Source organism: Janthinobacterium sp. SUN073, from assembly GCF_030397665.1.
Taxonomy (GTDB): Bacteria; Pseudomonadota; Gammaproteobacteria; order Burkholderiales; family Burkholderiaceae_D; genus Janthinobacterium.
Genome location: NZ_JAPUBT010000002.1, coordinates 194,968 through 217,662, shown reverse-complemented (window position 1 = coordinate 217,662; position 22,695 = coordinate 194,968). Strand labels below are relative to the sequence as shown.

The following is a 22,695-nucleotide window of genomic DNA, read 5'->3' as shown; positions in this document are numbered from 1 at the left end:
AAGCCCTGCTTAGCCCGCGTCCCGCAAAGTCTTCTGTGCCTGCAGGCAGTTGCTCATGTACGCGCTATCGGCGCCGCGCTTGTTGCCTGCGGCCTTGGTGGCACGCACCACGGCTTCGAGCTCGTCCAGCGACGTGGTAGCGCGCATTTCCTCGATGCTCGGCCCCAAAGCGCAGGCGCAGAGGTTTTTCATCTTGGGCACGATGCTCTGGGTCCATTCCGGCATCTTTTCCAGATGCGCCAGCGTTTGCGCATGATTGGTGAAATTGGCGCCCTGGGTATTGGCCTTGTCCATGTAGATCTGGATCGCCGGTTCCGTTTGGGAACGCATGCAACTGTCCATGACCGTTTCGATAAGGCCGGCCCGGAACTCATTAAATGGCAGTGGCTCCCTGGCGGCCACGCCGTGCAATGGCAAGGTGAGCAGTGAAGCGATGGCGATCAAGTGCTTTGGTATCAAACGCATGACTTTATTTCTTTGCATGAAAACCTGCATGATAAGCCATATTTCCTATTGGCAACAGGGTCAGTTCTGCCATTTGTACAAGACCTCAGCCTTGGCGCGTCTTATGTACAGAAGGTTGCATTTTATGAAATTTATATACAGTTCGACTGACAGTTCGCCTGGCATCGCTGGTTCACTGAACAGGTTCAACCACCTGCGGGCGACGGCGTTGGCTTGCTCCTTGTCCACTGCGACAGCCTTTTCGAGGCTGATCAGGGCCTTGATGCGGCTCGAACGCGCCGCGGCAAAGACGTTGGCCATGCCGTCCCAGCTGAAACCGGCCGCCGCAACCTTGCTGATGCCGGCCTGCGGCAGCGTTTGCGCATAGTTGGCAAGGAAGGCAATATCGGCGGCCAGCGCCTCGACGCCTTCGACGTCATCCGTCATGACGACAGAGCGGGCGCCCAGGCTGCGGCTGGTGATGACCACATGGCCGTGGCTGGCCAGGTATACACACAAAGCGCGGGCCCGCCTCAGGGGCCAGCGAAACGGGAGCGGCCGAAGCGGCCAGCGTAGCGGCCGTGCCCAGGATCAGGAGGACAAGTTTTTCATGTCCAGGTATCGTTGCGAAGTGAGCAGGTATGCGTGGCTAGTCGTTTTCGAACGTCAGCTCCAGCACGCTGTCGTCGCTCCAGTCCTGCTCCCGCAACGGCGGCGTGAACGACGCGCCGCTGAAGGGCACGGGCGCGCTTTGGCCGTTGAAGCTGATCGTCGCAGCCTTGATGCGCCGCCCTTCGGCAAAGCTGTAGGTGCCCTTTTGCGAGACGAAATTGCAGGGTCCGCCCAATGCGCCCATCGCCGTGCGCATGGCGAAAGGCAAGGTGTCCTTGTCGATGGCCCAATGGACTTCGCAGGCCAGCCGCAGGTCGCCCAGGCGGCGGATGGTGTCGCTGGTCGCCGCACTGCGGATGTAGGGAATCCACCTGACCGAGCCCGCCTTGCGGTTCACCGTCAGCTCGGCTTTTTCATACAGAGGACCGAGCCCGACGGGCAAGCTGAAGATATTGCGCTCGCCCAGCTGTATCGCGGTACCGGCCTCGTCACTTTCCAGTCGGAGCGCGATGGCGTGCATATCGATGTCGGCACGGCGCGGTTCGAGGATGAAGCGCAATTCGGCGCCTGGCGCCAGCGCGTGTTTTTCCTCGAAGCGCTTGACGCCCTTGAGCATGGCGCTGTAGGGCTTCCAGTCCGGATCCCGGATACCTTTGACATTGACTGACGCAGCCGCATCCTGGTCGACTTGCTCCGTGGCTTGCGCGGTGTCCGCCTGGGCCTGTACCGCTGCACCGTATAAACACAGCAGAAGAGCCGCTTTTTTGATTGCACGCATGCCCATCTTTCTATTCATTAATGAAAATGTGAGTGTAGAAAAAAACAGAAGTACGAGCAGGTTTTTAAGACAGAATGTCAATTGGGACGAATGGAATGCTTGAAATCGCTGTTTTTCCGCATGAGGTAATGCAAAACAGAAAGCGTGCTTTTCGAAAATTCGCAACCGAATGTCTTGCGGCCTAGGGGCACGGGCGGTTTACTGATTGCCCAGGGAAAGTGCACAGGCTGGTCGCGGCGCGCTTCATTAGATGAAATTGCAACAACCAGGCTATCTTAGAAAATATTTCGGAAGCTGAAAGGATTAATTTTCTTTAAAGAATTTCAATCTGCTTTCTTTGCAGGTCTTTTCGTGCCTGGCCACTGCACATATTCATGACGCTGTCCGTCGGATTATTTGCATCGTTTCTGCACTCTTGAATCGGGTGCTACGCCACTTGAAAGTTCTTTTAAAACTGTACAAGTCCTTCTTCAAGTGCTTTATATTTTTGCATAGTAATTCGATTCGTCATGATAATAAAAAACCCAGCAGGGCCACTCTTGGCCGATTACTGCAGGTGCGCGTAGCAAACGAAGCGCCCGTTCAAGGCCAGTCCGGTGCAGTTTTTGAACAAACATCTTTCCTCAGAAAATCCACCATGTGCAAGCACTTCCAGAAAAGCCTTTTGCGCCGCCACACCAGCCGACTTTTCAGTCAGCTTGCCTGTCACATCTTTCATGGAAAATAAGGGCCAGGTTGTCTGCTCAGGTGCGCATTCCACATACCATCTTTGCGAGCATATTTTGCACACATAGTTTAAAATTTCATAGTCGAGTGCTGGTAAAAAATCTTCGGTGTCCAGGTTCTGAAAATAGGCTGAAAACAGCTCTTCGCCTTGATAATCAAAGCGATTTTGCCCGTCACCGAGATCTGCAATTGCTAATGGTAGTTCCTTACATTTGCACATGTAATTCCATATCTTAATTTATGATAGTTGGTTCATGAAACACTATTGTTACCGGAGCTGCTAATAAAAATAGGCTGCTACGCCCAGGCGTGGACGGACCATGGTTTTGGCCATTTATCAACAGCAAACGTATTTACGTCAATGCCATCAGCAAGCCGGAAGCAATGATTGCCGCAGCAAATAGCGCGACGGCGAAGCGATTGTGAGGCAGCCCCCTCGCAGGAGGGTAGTGGCCCAGCGTGAATAGTCGCAGCATTGCCCAGCCCGGCCAATAGAACAGCTTTTCAATGACTGTTCCTAACAGACCATACATCAGCAGGCGAACCATCCAGACGATAGCGTCGAAAATCCAATCAAGCACAGTTCATCCTGGGGGCGATATGTGTACTGATTGAGTTCATGCCGCCGCCAGCCATTCCATCTTCTGCACCTGGATATGCGGATGGCTTTCCAGCGCTTCCCATTCCGGCAAGAATACAAAACCCTGCTTCTGGTAAAAGGCGGCCGCGCGTGCATTCTCGGGCGCCACGTCGAGCACCAGCCGCGCATGGCCGCCGGCCACGGCGTGTTGTTTCACCGCGCGGACCAATCCCGCCGCCACCGCCATGCCCCGGTATGCGCGATGCACCCACATGGCGATCAGGTTCGATTCCCCCGCGCTGCTGACGACATGGGCGGCGATGCCGATGGGGTGATCGCCGTCAAATGCCAGGAGGAAGGCGCGCTGCGCCGTACTGACGGCGCGTTGCTGCCAATCTGCATCGGTATAGGCGGCCGCGCTGGCGTGGCTGACGCCGAAGGCTGTCGGCGCGTCGAGCAGGGCGGCCAGGCGCGTGGCTTTCAGGGCGGGCCAGTCGGCGCCGGTGGTGGGGCGGATCACGATGTTGTGCAAACCAGGCAACTCCTTACTGTGCGGCGTGGTGGTGGATGGCGATTTTTTTGATAGGTCTCGCCAGCTTCGTCAGGTATTAGCACAGGCGTCGAGGCGTGCGCGCAATGCGGGCCAGGTTTCAAGAAGAAAGTCTTCCTGCTGCACCATCTGCCCGTCGGCCTGCGCCTGTCGCAACAGGGCTTCGATGGCGGCCACATGCTGTGCCGTCTGCTGTTGCAGCGACAGGTCAAACAGGATCAGGGCCGCTTCGAAGTTGCCGGGCGGGCGCTGATCGTCTGCCGGCGCGGCGGGGAAGGGCGGCGCCGCAAACGCCGCGCCATGCCAGATGGCCAGGGTTTGCAGGATTTTCTTGCCCAGTTGCCGGGCGGCGCCATCGGCGCCCTCGCTGTACAGCTCGGCCAGGGGCAAGGCCACGTCGAGCGCGGGGCTATCGTCGCGGCGGAACAGGGACAGCAGCAAGGTACCGTTATGTGGCAATGACACTTCGATCTTGGGTGTGGCCATGGCAAGCTTTATTTTTTGGCATTAAAAACAGCATACTATGCCACATTGGCTTGCTCTGCAACGGCAACCCCCACGGCAGCGCTAGCTTACGCGCCAGGAAAAAGTGGCTATTGCGGTGGGCACGTCGCATTGTTGTCGCGCAGGTCCGGCCTTCCGAGATTACAGCAAAAGTGGCGTGCAATTTAATGTCCACATGGAAACAATATAAAAAAATTTCAAATGTGCACGGATATATCGAACTGTGGGAATGCCGTTAAATGACGATGGCGCTTGCGGATGTTTCTCCGTATTCTAGTTTCAGCACTGACGATCAGGGCCCCGTCGTCCAGCTGAGGCGTACGGCTGGCAAATAGAATAATGTGCAAAAAAACGACTGAGGCGTATTTTCAGTTCAAGTATTCCTTGCACATAGGAATTTGATGCTTATTCTCAATGAACTCATAAAGCTTTTGCCGCAGACGCCAAACGTTACGTGGGCTGGAGGGTCGAATGGGGAAGTCCCTCTATTGATGAAAACGCCCATGTCTTCAAGTTGTCGAAGAAAACTAAAGAGCTCGCCTAAATCCCGCATGCCGCCATGCTCGGCTGGCGGCCCCTCACCATCCCTGTCGATGATTTGCGTCGCCAAGGAAGTTATTCGCGTCAGAAGGGATTCAACTCATGCTGCCACCTCGCTCGCCGCTGTACATCCTGACAGTTTTGTCGATCTCCGTTTCATCCGCTTTCGCGCAAACCGTTCCGGACGCGGGTTCGTTATTGCAGCAAATTGAAAAAGGGCGATTGGCGCCGACGCCGAGCAAGCCGGGGCCGCTTCTGGCAGCGCCGCCGCAGCCCATGAAGGAATTGTCGGGAATGTCGGTCACGGTGTCGCGTTTTCAATTCGCCGGCAATACCTTGCTCACGCAAGCGCAACTGGCGCCTGCCGTGGCAAGCTTCGTGAATCGGCCACTCTCGTTCAATGACCTGCAAAACGCCGCCGCCGCAGTGGCCGAAACCTATCGCAAGGCCGGCTGGATCGTGCGCGTCTATCTGCCACTGCAGGAGATCAAGGACGGCGTCGTGACGCTGCAGGTGGTCGAAGCGGTGTTCGGCCAGGTGCGCATGGAAGGCACGGCGCCGACCCGCGTGCCATTCGACAGGCTGGTGCCGATCGTGGGCGCCGCCCAGCCACATGGCGCCGCGCTGAAAGCGCAGGCGATGGACCGCGCCCTGCTGCTGCTCGATGACATGCCTGGCATCAGCACGGCCGGCAGCCTGGCGCCCGGGGAACAGGCGAATGAAGTCGACCTGGTCTTGAAGATCGAGGATGAAAAACTCATCAACGGGCAGGTCGGCATCGACAATGCCAGCGCCCGTTCCACCGGCAGCGCGCGCCTGACCGCCGACCTGTATATCAACAGTCCCCTGCGTTTTGGCGACCAGGCGGTCGTCAATCTGATGCACACGGAAGGCAGCGATTATGCCCGCCTGGCCTACACCGTGCCGCTGGGCGCGGCCGGCTGGCGGGTGGGCGCCAACGCGTCCCACCTGCGCTACCGCCTGGTGGACGATGCGCTGGCCGCGCTCGACGCATCCGGGACCTCGACCACCAGCGGGCTCGAGGCGACCTACCCGCTGATCCGCGCGCGTCTGAAAAATCTTTACCTGGCCCTCAATTACGACAACAAGCGCTTCGACAATCGGGCGGCGGCAACCACCATCACCGACTACAAGATCGATACCTTCACCGTCGGCCTGAACGGCAATGTGCTGGATCAATACGGTGGCGGCGGCAGCAACAGTGCCAGCCTCGCGCTGGTGCACGGCAAGGTCGACCTGGACGGCTCGCCCAACGCCAGGGCCGATGCCCTGACCACGCGCACGGGCGGCAGTTTCACCAAACTGCGCTATGCCGCCAGCCGCCAGCAGGTACTCACCGAGGCGCTGGCCCTGTACGCCGCGTTCTCGGGCCAGACTGCGGGAAAGAACCTCGATTCGGCCGAGAAATTCTATCTCGGCGGCGCGTATGGCGTGCGCGCCTATCCGTCCAACGAAGGTGGTGGTTCGGAAGGGCAGCTGTTCAACCTGGAACTGCGCGCGCGCCTGCCCAACAACGTGAATCTCACCGGCTTCTACGACTGGGGCCACGTAAAGGTCAACCACGACAATGCTTTTCCCGGCGCGCCGGCGCTGGGCAGCTATAGCCTCAAGGGCGCGGGGCTGTCCGTCGCCTGGCTGGCCAGCTTCGGACTGAATCTCAAGGCGACCTGGGCCAGGCGCATTGGCGACAATCCGAACCCGACACTGACGGGAACGGACCAGGATGGTTCATTCAGAAAGAATCGCTTCTGGCTCCAGGCCATCATGCCTTTCTAGTTTTCCAGATTTCGCCGCATGCCCCCATTTCGTTTCCCTCTGCTTTGAAGGAGTACCACCATGCACGCGTCCATGAACCATATTTATCGCTTGATCTGGAGCGAGATTCTTGGCGCCTGGGTCGCCGTGGCGGAAAACGCCAGGGGTAAAGGCAAGCGCAGCGGCCGCACCTTGCTCGCTCCGGCGTGCGCGGCGCTCGGTCTTGGCGCCAGCATGGCCGCCTTCGCGGCGCCGCCGGCGCCGACCGAGTTACCGGCCGGCGCTAAGGTCGTTGGCGGCCAGGTCGTGATCACGCAGAATGGCGCGGCGATGAACATCCAGCAGGGCACGGCGCGCGGGGCGATCGACTGGCAGACGTTCAATCTCGGCGCCAAAGCCAGCGTCAATTTCGCCCAGCCTTCGGCCAGTGCCGTCACCTTGAACCGGGTACTCGATGCGCAACCGAGCCAGATTTTCGGCCGCATCACCTCGAACGGCCAGGTGTTCCTGAGTAACCCGAATGGCGTTTATTTCAGTCCCTCCGCGTCGGTCGATGTGGGCGGACTGGTGGCCACCACCCACAATATGTCGAGCGCCGATTTCATGGCGGGCATGAACACGTTTTCCCGCGCGGGCGCGACGGGCAGCGTCATCAATGAGGGGAGCTTGCACGCGGCGCTGGGCGGCTATATCGCCTTGCTGGCGCCGGAAGTGCGCAATTATGGCCTGATCATGGCCCGCGCCGGCACCGTGGCGCTGGCATCGGGCGAGCAGATCAAGCTGCAGTTCGGCGACAGCAATACCCTGGCCGGCGTGGTCGTCACGCCATCCGCGATCGCCGCCCTGGTCGAGAACCGGCAGGCGGTGCTGGCTCCCGGCGGCACCATCATCATGTCGGCCCAGGCGGCCAATCGCCTGATGGGCGGCGTGATCAACAACACCGGCGCGCTGGAGGCAAACGGCTTGAGCAACGATGGCGGGCGCATCATGCTCACGGCGTCCGACCAGATCAGTGCCAGCGGCAGCATCAGCGCCAACGCGGCGCCCGGCAGCGCGGGGCGGGGCGGCACGGTGACCCTGATCGCGGACCTGGCCAATGCGGCCAGCCGCACCGATGTCAGCGGCAGCTTCAGTGCGCGCGGCGGCGACAGCGGCGGCGACGGCGGCTTCATCGAAACCTCCGCCAGCCACCTGACCATCCGCGACGCCACCCGCGTCGACGCGCGCGCCGCGCACGGCAAATCTGGCCGATGGCTGCTCGATCCGGACGGCTTTACGATTGCCGCCAGCGGCGGTGATATCAGCGGCGCCACCCTGAGCAGCAACCTGGCGACCGCCGATGTCGCCATTGCCAGCACCAACGGCGGCGGCAGCGACGGCAATGTCACCGTCAATGATGCCATCACCTGGAGCGCCAACAAGCTGACCCTGACGGCCACCAATGACGTCAATATCAATGCGGTGATGACGGCGAGCGGCACGGCCAGCCTCGATCTCGAGCCGACGGCAGGCAAGGTCAACACGTCATTTGGCGCCGGCAACACCTTCAAGGGGAAAGTCAATTTCGCCGGCAGCGGTACCTTGACGATCAAAAATCAGATTTATACGGTCATCAACAGCCTGGGCGCCGACCGCAACGATATGACGCCGGGCACCTTGCAGGGCGTGCAGGCAAGCCAGAACGCCTTCTACGCGCTGGGCAGCGACATCGACGCCACGTCGACCGCTGCCTGGAATGCCAGTGGCGCCATCGGCATGCAGCAGTTTTCCATCTCCTGGGGCGCATTCGATGGCCTCGGTCACGTCATCATCGCGCCAACGATCAACAACCAGTCGTCCTTGTTCGCCAGCCTGTATGGCGACAATACGGTTCAGCTACGCAATCTTGGCATCGTCGGCGGCACGGTCAACGGGGCACAATACGCATCCGGCATGGTGGGCCGGAGCTGGGGCACCATCAGCAACAGTTTCTCGACCATGAACGTTACCGGGTTTAATAACACGGGTGGCCTGGTGGGCGAAAGCCAGGCCGGGATCATTACCAACAGCTATGCCGGCGGCACTATTTCGGGCACCACGAACGTGGGTGGACTGGTTGGGAGAATGTTCGGCGGGCAAACGACAAACAGCTACGCCAGCGGCAATGTCACGGGCACCACGGCATTCATCGGCGGGCTGGCCGGCGTCAATTACTTCGGCACCATCAGCAGCAGCTACGCCAGCGGCAACGTCACTGGCAGTCAGACCGTCGGTGGCCTGGTCGGCCTGAACCAACAGGCGGGCGGCAGCGGCAGCAACATCATCAATACCTATGCCACGGGCGCGGTCAACGGCAACACCAATGTCGGCGGCCTGGTGGGCGAGAACGGTTCGAACATCAGCAACAGCTATGCCGTGGGCGCCGTGACTATCAACAATGGCAACACCAGTGTGGGCGGCCTGGTCGGCACGCTGACGGTCGATGGCGAGAACTCGCCGTCCGTCATTAGCAACAGCTTCTGGGATACCCAGACCAGCGGCCAGGCGGCCAGCCGTGGTGGCACGGGCAAGACTACTGCCGAAATGAAAGCCATGGGCACCTTCACCGGCGCCGGCTGGAATTTTTCTTCGGCGCCCGTGTGGCAGATCAAGGCCAGCGTCAACAACGGCTACCCCTGCCTGACCGCGTTCGCCAACTGCACGATTGCCAAGCAGTTGAGCGTGCACGTGAACAGCAGCCAGAGCAGCAACATCTACGGCGACCTCGTCGGTACGTTTACCTATAGCCTGTTCAATGGCTCCACGCTGCTGGACGCGAATGGCATTGCCGCCCTTGGATTGGACGTCAGCGGCAGCGCCTTGTTTGGCGGCGCGCCCAGCGTCGGATCGAATGCGGGGCACTATCAGATTATCTATAACTCGGGCCTGCTCCTGGGCGGCGTCAACGCGGGAGACTACGTTTTCCTCGCCGATGCAGGGCTGAGCTACACGGTGTTCAAACGGCCGCTGGGCCTGGTCGCCACGCGCGAATACAACGGCGGCACCGTGATGGGCAGTAACGTTATGCAGGTCACCAATCTGGTCGGTTCAGATTGCAGTGGCGGCCTGAGCGCCTGCGGCTTGACGGGCAGCGCCTCGGTCGCGAGCAAGAATGTCAGTGCGGGAGCCCAGGCGCTTGGGCTGGGAGGGTTGACCCTGACCGGCAGCAGCGCGCTCGATACCAACTACACGCTCACGGGCGCCAGCGGCACAGGCACCATCACGCCGCGCTCCCTGGTCGTCTTTGCCAGCGGGACCAATCGCGTCTACAACGGCGGCACGGCAGATATTGCCAACCTGACGCCGGACGACAGCGTCGTGTTCGGCGACGCGCTGACATATTCGTATACGTCGGCCAACTTCCTCGACAAGAACGTGGGCAATGGCAAGACCGTCAATGTGGCCGGCATCAGCATCGGCGGCCTGGATGCGGGCAACTATGCGCTGGCCAGCACGACTGCCGCCACGACCGCCAACATCACGCCGCGCCCACTGGCCGTCTTTGCCAGCGGGACCAATCGCGTCTACAACGGCGGTACGGTCGAAATTGCCAACCTGACCCCGGACGACAGCGTCGTGTTCGGCGACGCGCTGACGTATTCGTATACGTCAGCCAACTTCCTCGACAAGAACGTGGGCACCGGCAAGACCGTCAACGTGACGGGAATCAGCCTGGGCGGCGCCGATGCGGGCAACTACGCCATCGGCAGCACGAGCGCAACGACGCAGGCGAATATCACGACGCGGCCGTTGAGCGTGTTCGCCAATGCAAGCAACCGTGTTTACAACGGCACCACCACCGCGCTGGCCACCTTGACGCCGGACGACAGCGTCGTGTTCGGCGACCAGCTGACTTATTCTTACAGCACCGCCAATTTCCTGAATAAAAATGTCGGCACCGGCAAGACCGTCAACGTGGGCGGCATCAGTATCGGCGGCGCGGATGCGGGCAATTACAGTCTCGACAGCTCCACGGCGACGACCCACGCCAACATCACGCCGCGCTCCCTGGCGGTGTTCGCCAGCGGGACCAATCGCGTCTACAACGGCGGCACGGTCGATATCGCCAACCTGACACCGGACGACAGCGTCGTGTTCGGCGATGCGCTGACGTATTCGTATACGTCGGCCAACTTCCTCGACAAGAACGTGGGCAATGGCAAGACCGTCAATGTGAGCGGCATCAGCATCGGCGGCCTGGATGCCGGCAACTATAGCCTGGCCAGCACGACTGTCGCCACGACAGCCAACATCACCCCGCGTGCCCTGCAAGTGTTCGCCAGCGGAAGCAACCGCGTCTATAACGGCGGCACCGGCGATGCCGTGACCTTGACGCCGGACGACAGCATCGTGTTCGGCGACCAGTTGACGTATTCTTACGGCGCCGCCAACTTCTTGAATAAAAATGTCGGCATCGGCAAGACCGTCAACGTGACGGGAATCAGCCTGGGCGGCGCCGATGCGGGCAACTATGCCATCGGCAGCACGAGCGCCACGACGCAGGCGAATATCACGGCGCGGCCGTTGAGCGTGTTCGCCAATGCAGGCAACCGTGTTTACAACGGCACCACCACCGCGCTGGCCACCTTGACGCCGGACGACAGCGTCGTGTTCGGCGACCAGCTGACTTATTCTTACAGCACCGCCAATTTCCTGAATAAAAATGTCGGCACCGGCAAGACCGTCAACGTGGGCGGCATCAGTATCGGCGGCGCGGATGCGGGCAATTACAGTCTCGACAGCTCCACGGCGACGACCCACGCCAACATCACGCCGCGCTCCCTGGCGGTGTTCGCCAGCGGGACCAATCGCGTCTACAACGGCGGCACGGTCGATATTGCCAACCTGACACCGGACGACAGCGTCGTGTTCGGCGACGCGCTGACGTATTCGTATACGTCAGCCAACTTCCTCGACAAGAACGTGGGCAATGGCAAGACCGTCAATGTGAGCGGCATCAGCATCGGCGGCCTGGATGCGGGCAACTATGCGCTGGCCAGCACGACTGCCGCCACGACCGCCAACATCACGCCGCGCCCACTGGCCGTCTTTGCCAGCGGGACCAATCGCGTCTACAACGGCGGCACGGTCGATATTGCCAACCTGACCCCGGACGACAGCGTCGTGTTCGGCGACGCGCTGACGTATTCGTACACATCAGCCAACTTCCTCGACAAAAACGTGGGCAATGGCAAGACCGTCAATGTGAGCGGCATCAGCATCGGCGGCCTGGATGCCGGCAACTATAGCCTGGCCAGCACGACTGCCGCCACGACAGCCAACATCACCCCGCGTGCCCTGCAAGTGTTCGCCAGCGGAAGCAACCGCGTCTATAACGGCGGCACCGGCGATGCCGTGACCTTGACGCCGGACGACAGCATCGTGTTCGGCGACCAGCTGACTTATTCTTACAGCACCGCCAATTTCCTGAATAAAAATGTCGGCACCGGCAAAACCGTCAACGTGAGCGGCATCAGTATCGGCGGCGCCGATGCGGGCAATTACAGTCTCGACAGCTCCACGGCGACGACCCACGCCAACATCACGCCGCGTTCACTGGCCGTCTTTGCCAGCGGGACCAATCGCGTGTATGACGGCGGCACGGCCGATATTGCCAACCTGACCCCGGACGACAGCGTCGTCACCGGTGACGTGCTGAGCTTTAGCTATGCATCGGCCAATTTCCTGGACAAGAATGTCGGCGTCGGCAAAACGGTCAATGTGAGCGGCATCAGCATGGGTGGTAGTGACGGCGGAAATTACACTCTGGAAAATACCACGGCCCTTGCCCATGCCGATATCACGCCGCGCATGCTCAAGGTCAGTGCCAGCGGCGCCAATCGCGTGTATGACGGCAGCCGCAACGCGACGGTCGCCCTGGCCGACGACCGGGTTGCTGGCGATGTGCTGAGCGTCACCGACGAAGCGGCGACATTTTCCGACAAGAACGTGGGCACGGCAAAGGCCATCAGCGTGACGGGCATCGAGGTCGCCGGCACCGACGCGGCCAACTATGCCTACAATACCTCGACCACGACCACGGCTGACATCACGGCGCGGGCCTTGACGGTCAGCGCAAGCGGCGTAAACCGTATCTACAACGGCGGCACGGACGGCAGCGCGATACTGGCGGACAACCGGGTGGCGGGTGATCTGTTGACGCTGACCGGCAATGCCAGTTTCGCGGACAAGAATGCTGGTGTGGGCAAGACTATGAACGTCAGCAATGTCGCGGCCAGCGGCGCCGATGCCGCCAACTATGTCCTGGGCGGCACGGGACTGACCACCACGGCCAATATCACGCCGCGCGCGCTCACCGTGGGCGCCACAGGGATCGACCGGCAATTCGATGGAACCGTCGCCGCGATGGTCGTGCTGGCGGATAACCGCATTGCCGGCGATCTGCTGACGCTCGCCGATGGCGCGGCCAGCTTCGCCAGTGCCGATGTGGGCAGCAATAAGCCGGTCACGGTCACGGGGATCAGCATCGCGGGGAGCGATGCCGCCAACTACAGCTTGCAAAACACCAGCACCAGCACCATTGCCAGCATCCTGGCCGCAGGCGTCGAGCCGACCCGGGTGCCGCAACTGCCGGTCACCGTGCCTGTCGTTCCGGCACCGACCTCGGCGGCATCGCCGTTGACGCTGCAAGCGCCTGTGCCGGGTGGCCGGATCGCCGACGGACAGCGCAACAGCGCTATCACGGTGTCGCTGGTGCGTCCGTTGTCGGATGGGCAGCCGGGCATGGTGAGCGTGTCGATTCCCAAAGATATGGTGAGCAAGGGTGACGCTTTCAGCTTTGCCTTGCCGGCGCCATTGACGGCGGCCCTGTCAGACCCGCGCGCGTCGGTGCGCATCAGCAGGACCGATGACGCGCCTCTGCCGGCATGGTTGCGCTACGTTGCGCAGACGCACAGTTTCGATGTCTCGGCCGCACCTGCCGGCGCGCTGCCGTTCGAAGTGAAAATCATGATCAATGGGAAACGCTGGATCCTGGTCCTGGCGGAGGGCACGGATAAATAGCGCCTGGGCGCTGCTGGCCGACTCAGGTTTTCCGCTCAGGACTGGTCCCACACCTCGACCGTCAATAGCTGGCCGGGCTGGCAAGCGGCGATGCGGTCCCGGTGCAGCGTGATGCTGCCGGGCCAGCCGGCGGGGCTGTCCTCCTGAGAAACGCCTTCCTGCGCCTCGGCGATGCCGCTGGCCAGGAGCGGCGTGAGGTCCGATGCCAGCGCCGTGTAGCGGTTCGGAAAGCCGTTGCAGCTCAGCTGGGTCGCCTTGCCTTGTTCACACAGTTGCGTGATCCAGCCCAGGCCGCCCAAGCCCGCTTCCCAGGTGGCCAGGATGGCGTCCTTGTTGACCTTGGCCAGGTCGGCCATCTGTTCCGGTGTTTCTGTCGAGATAATGGTCCACCAGCCTGACATGGGTATTCCTTGTGAAAAGTGAAAAAATCAGCGGGTCATGGCGCGGCGCAGCACATAGCTGAGGCCATCGACGGCGGCCACCATCAGCAACATGGCGACGATGACGGTGGCGGCGGCCTGCATCTGGAACAGCGACAAATGGTATTTCAGCATCTGCCCCAGGCCGCCCGCACCGACGACGCCGAGGATGGCGGCGGCGCGGATATTGTTTTCCCAGCGGTACAGGGTATACGACATCATCTGCGGCCCGCATTGCGGCAAGGTCGCGTACAAAAAGGCCTCGGCAGGGCGCGCGCCATTGATGCGCAGGGCGGCGGCGGGCAGGGGCGGGCAATTTTCAAACGCATCGGCAAACAGACGGCCCAGCACGCCCACCGTATGCAGCGCCAGTGCCAGGGTGCCCGCGAACGGGCCCAGGCCGGCGGCGATCAGCAAAATCGAGGCCCACACCAGTTCGGGGATCGAGCGCAGCACGTTGAGCACCGCGCGCGTGGCGTTGCGCGCCAGCTTGCCAAAACGGCCGCTGGCGGGCAGGGCCAGCAGCGCACCCAGCAGAGCGGCGATCACCGTACCGATGGCCGACATGGCCAGGGTTTCAAAGGTGGCCACGCCGACTTTTATCAGGAAAGGACTGGACAGCTCGGGCGGGGCGAAGCCGTGCAGGAAGTCGGCGCTCGTGCGCACGGCGTCGGCACTGAAAAATTCTCCCCATTTCAGGGGCAGGGTGGCGAAGCTGGCGACGACCAGCAGCAGCAAGCCGGCCAGCAAGGCCCAGGTGGACCCGCGCACGGGAGGGGAAACCGGCAGCATGGCGGTGTCGCCCTTCATGCCAGCCTCCGGCGCAGCATGGCCGAGACCGCATCGGCGCCCGCCACCAGCAGCACGAACACCATCAGCATGGTGGCCAGTTCATTGCCGGCCATCATCTTCATCGATTCATCCATGCGCTGGCCCAGGCCGCCCGCACCGACAAAACCCATGACGACGGAACCGCGGATCGCGCACTCCCAGCGGTAAATCGTGTATGACACCAGTTCGGCGGCCGATTCGGGCAGGGCGCCGTACAGCAAGGTTTTCAGGCGGCCGCTGCCGTTGTTCAACAAGGCGTTGCAGGCCGATGCATCCGACGATTCGAGGATTTCCGCATACACCTTGCCCAGCATGCCGCAATACGTGAGGGCAATCGCGATCACGCCGGCCGTCGGCCCCAGGCCCACGATGCGCACCAATAGCAAGGCCCACACCAGTTCCGGCACGCTGCGCAGCAGCACCAGCACCGCGCGCACACTGTGGCGCACGCTGGCGGCCAGCGGCGACACCCGGCCGGAACCGATGCGTGAAATCGACAATCGCTCCGTCACCAATAAGGTCAGCGGTATGGCCCCCAGCATGGCCAGCGCCATGCCGGCCGTGGCCATGGCGATGGTTTCCCAACTGGAAATGGCCACCAGTTGCAAAAATTCCAGCGAGTGAGCGGGCGGCACGAAGCTGGCAAGGAATTGCCAGGTGGCCGCCAGGCTTTGCGCATCGAATAAAATCCACGGCTTGAATTCGGCCTGCACCAGCATCGGCCACAGCACCAGCAGCACGATGGCGGCGCCGGTCAGGCGACCGCGCCAGGCGGGATCGCGCGGCATGGCGGTGCTCGTCAGCAAAGCGGCCTCGCGGCGTCCAAGTTAGCCTCCACGGCCTCGAACTGCGGCGCGGGATCGGCCTTGTTGCGGTACAGTTCGGTGATCATGGCGTCGCTGACCGCGCTAGCCGGCAAGTCGAAGACGACCTGGCCGTCGCGCAGGGCGACGATGCGCGTAAAACAGGCGCGCGCGATGTCCACCTGGTGCAGGCTGCAGATCAGGGTGGCGTTGCGCGCCGTCGCTTCCGCCTGCAGCACATGGATCGTTTGCAGGGCCAGAGTGGGGTCGAGCGCGGACAAGGGTTCGTCGACGAGGAATACTTGCGCATTCGACACCAGCGCGCGGGCCATGCCGCAGCGCTGGCGTTCGCCGCCGGACAGGCGGTCGACGCGCGCATACAGTTTGTCCTGCAGGTTGAATTTGCCTAATGCTTCCCACGCGGCGCGCGGGTCGACGGGCGCCAGCAGGGAACGGATGGCCGTCCACAAGCTCCATTGCGGCAAGCGGCCCGCCAGCACGGCGTTGACGACCCGCTGGCGCGGCGGCAGCGGCGGCGTTTGCGGCGCCAAAAACAGACGCGCGCGCAAGGCATGGCGCGCGGCGCTGCCGATCAGCCACGGGGAACTGCCGAGGACGCTTAATGTGCCCGATTCCGGGCGCAGGGCGCAGGCCAGCGTGTGCAGCAGGCTGGTCTTGCCGGCGCCGGAAGGGCCGATCAGGGCGATCTGTTCACCCTGGGCCACGTCCAGGTCCAGCTCGCGCAGGGCCAGCGCATTGCCGGCGGCACCCGCGTGGTGGACGCTTACCTTGTGAAGTTGGAATGTCATGCGATGTTTCGGTGTGGGGGTGGTGTGTCGCGATTGTTAACCCAAAAGCAAGGGCTGGGGTCGGACCCTGAGGGTCCGACCCCGGATTTTGCTGTTGGGCCTACTTCAACAACTTCGCATCGCGCGCAGCCGCTTCGATATCCTTGTAATTCTCGGCCTTGGTCGGGATGAACTTCGTGGCGCGCTGCAGGTCCAGGATTTCCTTGCCTTCCGGCGTGGATGGGTCCAACTCCAGGAAGGCGTCCGTCAGCTTCTTGCGCACGACGGGATTCATGTCGGCGCGCACGCTCCAGTTGTAATCATAGTAGCCGGGTGTCGTGTAGAACACGCGCACCTTGGCTGGGTCGACCTTTTTGGCTTCCACCAGCTTTTCCCACACGGAAATGTTCAAGGTGCCCGCATCGACCTTGCCGCCGGCCACTGCCGCCACGGTGGCGTCATGCGCGCCCGAAAACGCGATGCGCTTCATGTCCGTGTCCGGGTTGATCTTGGCGGCCAGCAAGTAGTAACGGGGCATCAAGTGGCCGGAGGTCGACGATTCCGAGCCGAACGTGAAATTCTTGCCCTTCAGGTCGGACAATTGATTGATGTCCTTGCTGGTGGTGACGAACACGGAGCGGAATTTCGTGTCTTCCTCGCGCTGCACCAGCGGCACGATCTTGCCGCCGCTGCGCACGTTGGCTTGCACGAAGGTAAAACCGCCGAACCAGACCATGTCGAGCTTGTGATTGATCAAGCCTTCCACGGACGCCGCGTAGTCGGTGACGGGCGTAAATTCCACCTTCATGCCCAGCTTCTTTTCCAGGTAACTGCCCAGCGGCTTGAACTTGCGCTGCAATTCCGTCGGCGCTTCGTCGGGGATGGCCGACACGCGCAACACTTGCTGCGCCTGCGCCAGGCCGCTGTGGATGGCCAAGGTGGCCGCAACGGTGGCCAGGATGGCGGGGAATTTGTTGGAGAACGTGATCATGGGACTGCCTTTGAAAAAATTGTTCATTAATATACGGAAACCCCGGTACTGCCATCCTGCATCTCGCCGATGACGACGGCGTCGGCAAAGCCTTCGGCGCGGAAAATCGCCAGCACTTGCTCGACGGCTTCCGGCGCACAGGCCACCAGCAGAGGGCCGGCCGTTTGCGGGTCCGTCAGGATCGCCTTGTCGATGGCACTGAGGCTGTCGGCCAGCGCCACTTGTGCGCCGTACCCCTGCCAGTTGCGGCCGGAAGCACCCGTGATGTTGCCATTCTGCGCCAGTTGCTGCACTTGCGGCAGCAGCGGCACGTCAGCCATGGCGATGCGGGCTTGCAACTTGGCGCCGCGCGCCAGTTCCAGGGTGTGGCCCAGCAAGCCGAAGCCCGTCACATCCGTCAGCGCATGCACGCCATCGAGCAAGGCCAGCTTCTTGCCCGGGGTATTCAATTTGGTGGTGTTGTCGATCAAGGACGTGTAGCCGTCCGCGTCCAGCGCATTTTTCTTCAGCGCGGCCGAGAGGATGCCCACGCCGATCGGTTTGCCCAATACCAGTTTGTCGCCGGCGCGCGCACCCGCGTTGCGTTTCACCTGCGAGGGGTGGACCAGGCCCAGCACGACCAGGCCATAGATCGGCTCGACGGAATCGATGGTGTGGCCGCCCGCGATGGGGATGCCGGCCTGGGCGCAGATGGTTTCGCCGCCTTTCAAGATGAGGCCGATGGTTTCCACCGGCAGCTTGTTGATCGGCATGCCCACCAGGGCCAGCGCCATGATGGGTGTGCCGCCCATGGCGTACACGTCGGAAATGGCGTTGGTGGCGGCGATGCGGCCAAAGTCGAACGGGTCATCGACGATGGGCATGAAGAAATCCGTCGTGGCGATCAGCGCTTGCTCGTCGTTGAGCTGGTAGACGGCCGCGTCATCCGAGGTTTCTATGCCGACCAGTAATTCTTTCGGCAGGGGAAAGCCGCCGCTGCCCTTTAAAATATCGGCCAGCACGCCGGGCGCAATTTTGCAGCCGCAGCCGCCGCCATGGGCAAATTCGGTCAATCGGATGGGGGTGGGAATGCTATCGGACATGGTCGTCATCCTGCTGAAAAAAAGTATGAAAGGCGGCGCCAGCGTTCACGCGGCGCTGGCGGTACGGGGTTCGCCGACGATAGCACATAATGCGTGCGCGGCTTGCTCAAAGGCATGTTCTGAAATATCGGGCAAGACCAGCGGCGTCGCCTGGGCGTAGCGGCTGAAGTTGCGGGCGATCGATTGCCGGTAGACGGGGTCGTAATGCTGGACCAGCAACTCTTCCACCAGCTCGGCCATGCGGCCCGCCGTGGCCAGTTGCTGCCAGTGGGCAATTTTCTCCTTGCCATGCAGCTGCGTCAACAGGGCCAGCTGCACGTTCAGGCGCGTCGGGTCGCCGACGAAATGTTCGTAATCCTGCATCAGCAATTGCACACGCTCCCCAATGTCCAGGCGCACGTCGGTGCATGCGGCCGCGCGCATTTTCTCCATCAGCGCGTCGGGCACGCGCAGCCGGCCCACTTTCTTGCTTTCGGACTCGATGAACACGGGGAGCGTAGGGTCGAAATGGCGCAACTGCTGCCACAGCGCGCTTTCAAACGCCTTTTGCGAGGGCTGGTCCGCGTCCGGCAAGCCGCCCAGCACGGAGCCGCGGTGGGCCGCCAGGTCTTCCAGGTCGATCACCTGTGCGCCTTGTTTGTGCAGCACTTGCAGCAAACGGCTCTTGCCGCTGCCCGTGGGGCCGCACAGCACGTTGATGAAGTCGAAGCGTTCGGGCAGGGTGGCCAGCTCGGCGTTCACGTGGCGCCGGTAATCCTTGTAGCCGCCGTCGAGCTGCGTGACTGGCCAGCCGATGCGCGCCAGGATGTGCGCCATGGCGCCGCTGCGGTTGCCGCCGCGCCAGCAATACACGAGCGGGGACCAGGAGTGCGGATGCGCGATAAAACCGTCTTCGATATGCCGCGCGATATTTTTCGCGATCAGCGCCGCGCCCAGCTTCTTCGCTTCGAAGGCGCTGGTCTGCTTGTACAGCGTGCCGACGCGCACGCGCTGCTCGTCGTCCAGCACGGGCAGGTTGATGGCGCCCGGCAAATGGTCTTCCGCGAACTCGGACGGGCTGCGCACGTCGATGATGGCATCGAACTCATGCAAGCGGGGCAGGATGTCGCTGAAAGGCAGGACTGCAGGGTATTTCATCGTGGCGCGGGTGCTGGCAATGGGGAAAGACGTATTATCCCCGATAAACGCCCCTGGCGTGGCGGTTTAGCCCAGCAGATGCCCCAGCAGCGGCGCCAGCAGCACCGTCACGACGCCCGAAAAAATCATCGTCAGGCTGGCCACGGCGCCTTCTTCCGTACCGACCCGGCGCGCCACGGACAGGCCAAAGCCGTGCGCGGCCGCACCATACGGGGCGCCACGGGCGATGCGCATGCGCAAGGGCAGCAGTTTCAGCAGCGGTTTGCCCAGCATCAAGCCGAACAAGCCCGTCATCACCACGAAGATGCCCGTCAGCTGGGCCGAGCCGCCCATGTGGCGCGACGCTTCCAGCGCGAACGGCGTCGAGACGGAACGCGCCAGCAGGCTGCGCGCCATGTCGCCGTGCACGCCAAATACCCGGTCCAGCAGCAGGGTGGCGGCCACCGATGCCACGATGCCGGCGCAGCTGCCCAGCGACAAGGCCAGCCAATGCTTGCGGATCAGCTTGCGCTCCTGGAAGATGGGCAGGGCGAAGGCGACGGTGGCCGGCCCCAGCAGCCATGGCAGCCAGCGCGTCTCGCCGAAATACGTGGCGAACGGCGTCGAGGTCGCCTGCACGATGACGATCAGTATCGCCGAGGTGCAGATGGCGGGCGTCAGCAAGAAATGCGGATGGCGGCGGTGCACGGCCTGGTTGGCGTAGAACAAGACCAGGGTCAGCAGCAAAAACAGCAGGGACAAGGCCAGGGTACTCATGCTTGCGCCCTGGCTGCGCGCTGGCGCAGCAGCTTATTCAGACGCAACTTGCGTTCATAGCGGCACACCCATTCCACCGTCAACGCCGTGGCCAGCATCACGCTGGCAAAGCCCAGGCCAATATTCACGAACAGCATCAGACCTTGCGATTTCAATAGTTGCGTAAATTGCACCACGGATACCACCAGCGGGATAAAGAACAGCAGCATGTTGGCCAGCAGCCAGTTCGCGCCCAGTTCGATGGTGGTCGGACGCACCCAGCCCGACAGCAGCAGGGCCACCAGCACGAACAGACCGACGACGCCGCCGGAAAACGGCAAGTGCAGGGCGGAAGCGGCCTCGTCGGCCAACCACCAGGCGGCAATCAGCACGCCCACTTGCCACGCGGTCTGCGCGGGTTGGCGCCAGACGGGGAGGGAGGGCAGGGCGGCGGTGGAACAGTGCAAGGCTTTCACGGCAGGCTTTCAAACGGCTGGGGGAAGGTTTCATTGTAGTGACCCCACATCAAAAGATAAAATGACTTAAACTCATGATTATCATTCGATATTGGAATGCATCATGGATATCCGCTCCCTGCGCTACTTCGTCGAAGTGGTTGAGCAGAATAGTTTTACGCGCGCAGCAAACAAGCTGCACGTGACGCAGCCCACCGTCAGCAAGATGATTGCCCAGCTGGAACAGTCGCTGGACCTGGCCTTGCTGGACCGCGCCGGCAAGCGTTTTACCTTGACGGACGCGGGCAAGGTGGTGTTGTCGCGTGCGCATGAGCTGCTGGCCCTGCACGCGGAACTGAAGGTGGAATTGCGCGACCTGCAACACCTTGAGCGGGGAGAATTGCGCGTCGGCGTGTCGCCGCAGACGCATTCCACGCTGGCGCCGTGGCTGGCCGAATACCATCAGCGCTATCCGGGCATCGAACTGAAGATGTATGAAAGCGGCACGCAAGCGATCGAGCGCGACTTGCGCACCGGCACGGTGGAACTGGGCACCATGCTCGACTATCCGGGCAATGCGGCCACCTGGCAGGATTTCGAGGCGCTGCCCCTCGTGCGCTCACCGCTGTGCCTGCTGGCTGCGCCCGGCTCGCCGTGGCAGGGACGCGCTTCCGTGGCCCTGGCCGAGCTGGCCGACAGTCCCTTCATTTTCTATGGCGCCGCGTTTGCCCTGAACGACATCGTGCTGGACGCTTGCCAGCGCGCCGGTTTCGCGCCGCGCATCACGGGCCGCAGCGGCCAGTGGGACTTTATTGCCTCGCTGGTGCGGCTGGGCGTGGGCATCTGTCTGCTGCCGAAGATGTATTGCGACACGCTTGATGCCGCGCAGTTTGCCGTGATTCCCCTGGCCGGCCCGCCCGTGGAGTGGAATCTGATGCTGGCCTGGCGCCGCGGCGGGCGGCTGTCGTTCGCGGCACGCGCCTGGCTGGACCTCGTCAGGGCGCACATGGCGGACGCGGCACGTTTACAATAGGCGACTCCCAACTTCCGCCCGACCAGATGAACATCAACGTCAACGCCAAGGTTACAGCCAAAATCAAACGCACCGCCGGCTCGCTGCTGCTGGGATTGTTATGCACCGTGGGCCTGATGAGCGAGATGGGCTACGCCCAGGCCGCGCTTCCTGTATATGGCTATTTCGTCAAGAATACCTATCCGCACGATCCCCAGGCCTTCACCCAGGGCTTGCTGTTCAAGGATGGCCACCTGTATGAAAGTACGGGCCAGAACGGCCAGTCCTCGCTGCGCAAGGTGGAATTGACGACGGGCAAGGTGCTACAGAAAAGCATGCTCGATAAAAAAGTGTTCGGCGAGGGCATCACGGACGTGGGCGATGAGATCCTTGGCCTGACGTGGATGGCGCAGACCGGTTATGTGTTTGACCAGAAAACCTTCAAATTGAAACGCACTTTCAGCTACCCGGGCGAAGGCTGGGGCCTGGCCAGTGATGGCAAATTTGTCTACATGAGCGACGGCACGTCCGCCATCCGCGTGCTCAATCCGAAAACCCTGGCCGAGGTGCGTCGCTTCGAGGTGAAGGCGGAAGGCCGCCCCATCGACCGCCTGAATGAACTGGAAATGGTCAACGGCGAGTTGTTCGCCAATGTGTGGGGCGCGGACGTGATCGCCCGCATCGACCCGGCCAGCGGCAAGGTCGTGGGCTGGATCGACCTGACGGGCTTGCTGCCGCCCGGGCAGCGGGGCACGGCCAATCCCGACGCCGTGCTCAACGGCATTGCCTGGGATGCGCGCGGCAAGCGCTTGTTTGTCACGGGCAAACTGTGGCCCAAGCTGTTCGAAATCGAGCTGATCGAAATCCAGCGCCGTTGATGTTGGCTATCGG

The 22,695-nt window shown here is 62.0% G+C and carries 21 protein-coding genes; 4 read left to right on the top strand and 17 right to left on the bottom strand.

Going from position 1 to position 22,695, the window contains the following annotated elements:
* Positions 1-9 precede the first annotated feature (9 nt).
* From O0882_RS08900 to O0882_RS08865, 8 genes are all read right to left on the bottom strand, one after another.
* On the bottom strand, positions 10-444 hold the full coding sequence (locus O0882_RS08900) for a hypothetical protein (protein WP_289947129.1): 435 nt from the start codon (positions 442-444) through the stop codon (positions 10-12).
* A gap of 81 nt (positions 445-525) precedes the next feature.
* A complete protein-coding gene (locus O0882_RS08895; protein ID WP_289947127.1) occupies positions 526-933 on the bottom strand; it encodes a hypothetical protein in 408 nt (135 codons plus the stop codon).
* Positions 934-1,093: 160 nt separating this feature from the next.
* Positions 1,094-1,834 (bottom strand): hypothetical protein, encoded by a 741-nt coding sequence (locus O0882_RS08890; protein ID WP_289947126.1) that lies wholly within the window; start codon positions 1,832-1,834, stop codon positions 1,094-1,096.
* Positions 1,835-2,381: 547 nt separating this feature from the next.
* On the bottom strand, positions 2,382-2,780 hold the full coding sequence (locus O0882_RS08885) for a hypothetical protein (RefSeq protein ID WP_289947123.1): 399 nt from the start codon (positions 2,778-2,780) through the stop codon (positions 2,382-2,384).
* Between the two features lie 133 nt (positions 2,781-2,913).
* On the bottom strand, positions 2,914-3,141 hold the full coding sequence (locus tag O0882_RS08880; protein WP_289947121.1) for a hypothetical protein: 228 nt from the start codon (positions 3,139-3,141) through the stop codon (positions 2,914-2,916).
* 36 nt (positions 3,142-3,177) lie between these two features.
* The gene (locus O0882_RS08875; RefSeq protein WP_219134402.1) at positions 3,178-3,672 is read right to left on the bottom strand and encodes a GNAT family N-acetyltransferase; all 495 of its coding nucleotides are present in this window, start codon (positions 3,670-3,672) and stop codon (positions 3,178-3,180) included.
* 69 nt (positions 3,673-3,741) lie between these two features.
* On the bottom strand, positions 3,742-4,176 hold the full coding sequence (locus tag O0882_RS08870; protein ID WP_289947115.1) for a hypothetical protein: 435 nt from the start codon (positions 4,174-4,176) through the stop codon (positions 3,742-3,744).
* A gap of 653 nt (positions 4,177-4,829) precedes the next feature.
* On the bottom strand, positions 4,830-5,039 hold the full coding sequence (locus O0882_RS08865; protein ID WP_289947113.1) for a hypothetical protein: 210 nt from the start codon (positions 5,037-5,039) through the stop codon (positions 4,830-4,832).
* Between O0882_RS08865 and O0882_RS08860 the strand changes: the two genes are divergently transcribed.
* Together O0882_RS08860 and O0882_RS08855 are read left to right on the top strand one after the other, a co-directional pair.
* Positions 5,029-6,531: a ShlB/FhaC/HecB family hemolysin secretion/activation protein gene (locus tag O0882_RS08860; protein WP_289947111.1), complete on the top strand. Its 1,503-nt coding sequence runs from the start codon at positions 5,029-5,031 to the stop codon at positions 6,529-6,531. The genes O0882_RS08865 and O0882_RS08860 overlap by 11 nt on opposite strands.
* A 60-nt stretch (positions 6,532-6,591) precedes the next feature.
* Positions 6,592-13,551, top strand: a complete 6,960-nt coding sequence (locus tag O0882_RS08855) for a YDG domain-containing protein (RefSeq protein ID WP_289947110.1) — start codon at positions 6,592-6,594, stop codon at positions 13,549-13,551.
* A gap of 35 nt (positions 13,552-13,586) precedes the next feature.
* Here the strand turns inward: O0882_RS08855 and O0882_RS08850 are convergent, their stop codons facing one another.
* The 9 genes from O0882_RS08850 to O0882_RS08810 all read right to left on the bottom strand — a co-directional run bounded on the left by O0882_RS08850 (position 13,587) and on the right by O0882_RS08810 (position 20,813).
* A complete protein-coding gene (locus O0882_RS08850) occupies positions 13,587-13,952 on the bottom strand; it encodes a hypothetical protein (RefSeq protein WP_289947108.1) in 366 nt (121 codons plus the stop codon).
* Positions 13,953-13,979: 27 nt separating this feature from the next.
* Positions 13,980-14,780 (bottom strand): phosphonate ABC transporter, permease protein PhnE, encoded by an 801-nt coding sequence (phnE, locus tag O0882_RS08845; RefSeq protein ID WP_289947106.1) that lies wholly within the window; start codon positions 14,778-14,780, stop codon positions 13,980-13,982.
* Positions 14,777-15,589, bottom strand: a complete 813-nt coding sequence (locus O0882_RS08840) for an ABC transporter permease (protein ID WP_289947104.1) — start codon at positions 15,587-15,589, stop codon at positions 14,777-14,779. The genes phnE and O0882_RS08840 overlap by 4 nt, the downstream gene beginning before the upstream one ends.
* Before the next feature lie 11 nt (positions 15,590-15,600).
* On the bottom strand, positions 15,601-16,413 hold the full coding sequence (locus O0882_RS08835; protein ID WP_289947103.1) for an ATP-binding cassette domain-containing protein: 813 nt from the start codon (positions 16,411-16,413) through the stop codon (positions 15,601-15,603).
* Between the two features lie 100 nt (positions 16,414-16,513).
* Positions 16,514-17,383, bottom strand: a complete 870-nt coding sequence (locus tag O0882_RS08830) for a putative selenate ABC transporter substrate-binding protein (protein WP_289947101.1) — start codon at positions 17,381-17,383, stop codon at positions 16,514-16,516.
* A 26-nt stretch (positions 17,384-17,409) separates the two neighbouring features.
* Positions 17,410-18,465 carry a selenide, water dikinase SelD gene (selD, locus tag O0882_RS08825; protein WP_289947097.1) on the bottom strand — a complete coding sequence of 352 codons (1,056 nt, stop codon included), beginning with the start codon at positions 18,463-18,465 and terminating at the stop codon, positions 17,410-17,412.
* 45 nt (positions 18,466-18,510) lie between these two features.
* A complete protein-coding gene (gene mnmH / locus O0882_RS08820; RefSeq protein WP_289947095.1) occupies positions 18,511-19,602 on the bottom strand; it encodes a tRNA 2-selenouridine(34) synthase MnmH in 1,092 nt (363 codons plus the stop codon).
* Positions 19,603-19,668: 66 nt separating this feature from the next.
* Positions 19,669-20,358, bottom strand: coding sequence for an LrgB family protein (locus O0882_RS08815; protein ID WP_289947093.1), 690 nt, complete (start codon positions 20,356-20,358; stop codon positions 19,669-19,671).
* A complete protein-coding gene (locus tag O0882_RS08810; protein ID WP_289947091.1) occupies positions 20,355-20,813 on the bottom strand; it encodes a CidA/LrgA family protein in 459 nt (152 codons plus the stop codon). Before O0882_RS08810 ends, O0882_RS08815 begins: the two co-directional genes overlap by 4 nt.
* Positions 20,814-20,916: 103 nt before the next feature.
* Here O0882_RS08810 and O0882_RS08805 point away from each other — a divergent pair, with 103 nt between their 5' ends.
* Positions 20,917-21,825, top strand: coding sequence for a LysR family transcriptional regulator (locus O0882_RS08805; RefSeq protein ID WP_289947089.1), 909 nt, complete (start codon positions 20,917-20,919; stop codon positions 21,823-21,825).
* A 26-nt stretch (positions 21,826-21,851) separates the two neighbouring features.
* Complete coding sequence (locus O0882_RS08800) at positions 21,852-22,682, top strand: glutaminyl-peptide cyclotransferase (RefSeq protein ID WP_289947087.1); 831 nt, start codon at positions 21,852-21,854, stop codon at positions 22,680-22,682.
* Positions 22,683-22,695 lie beyond the last annotated feature (13 nt).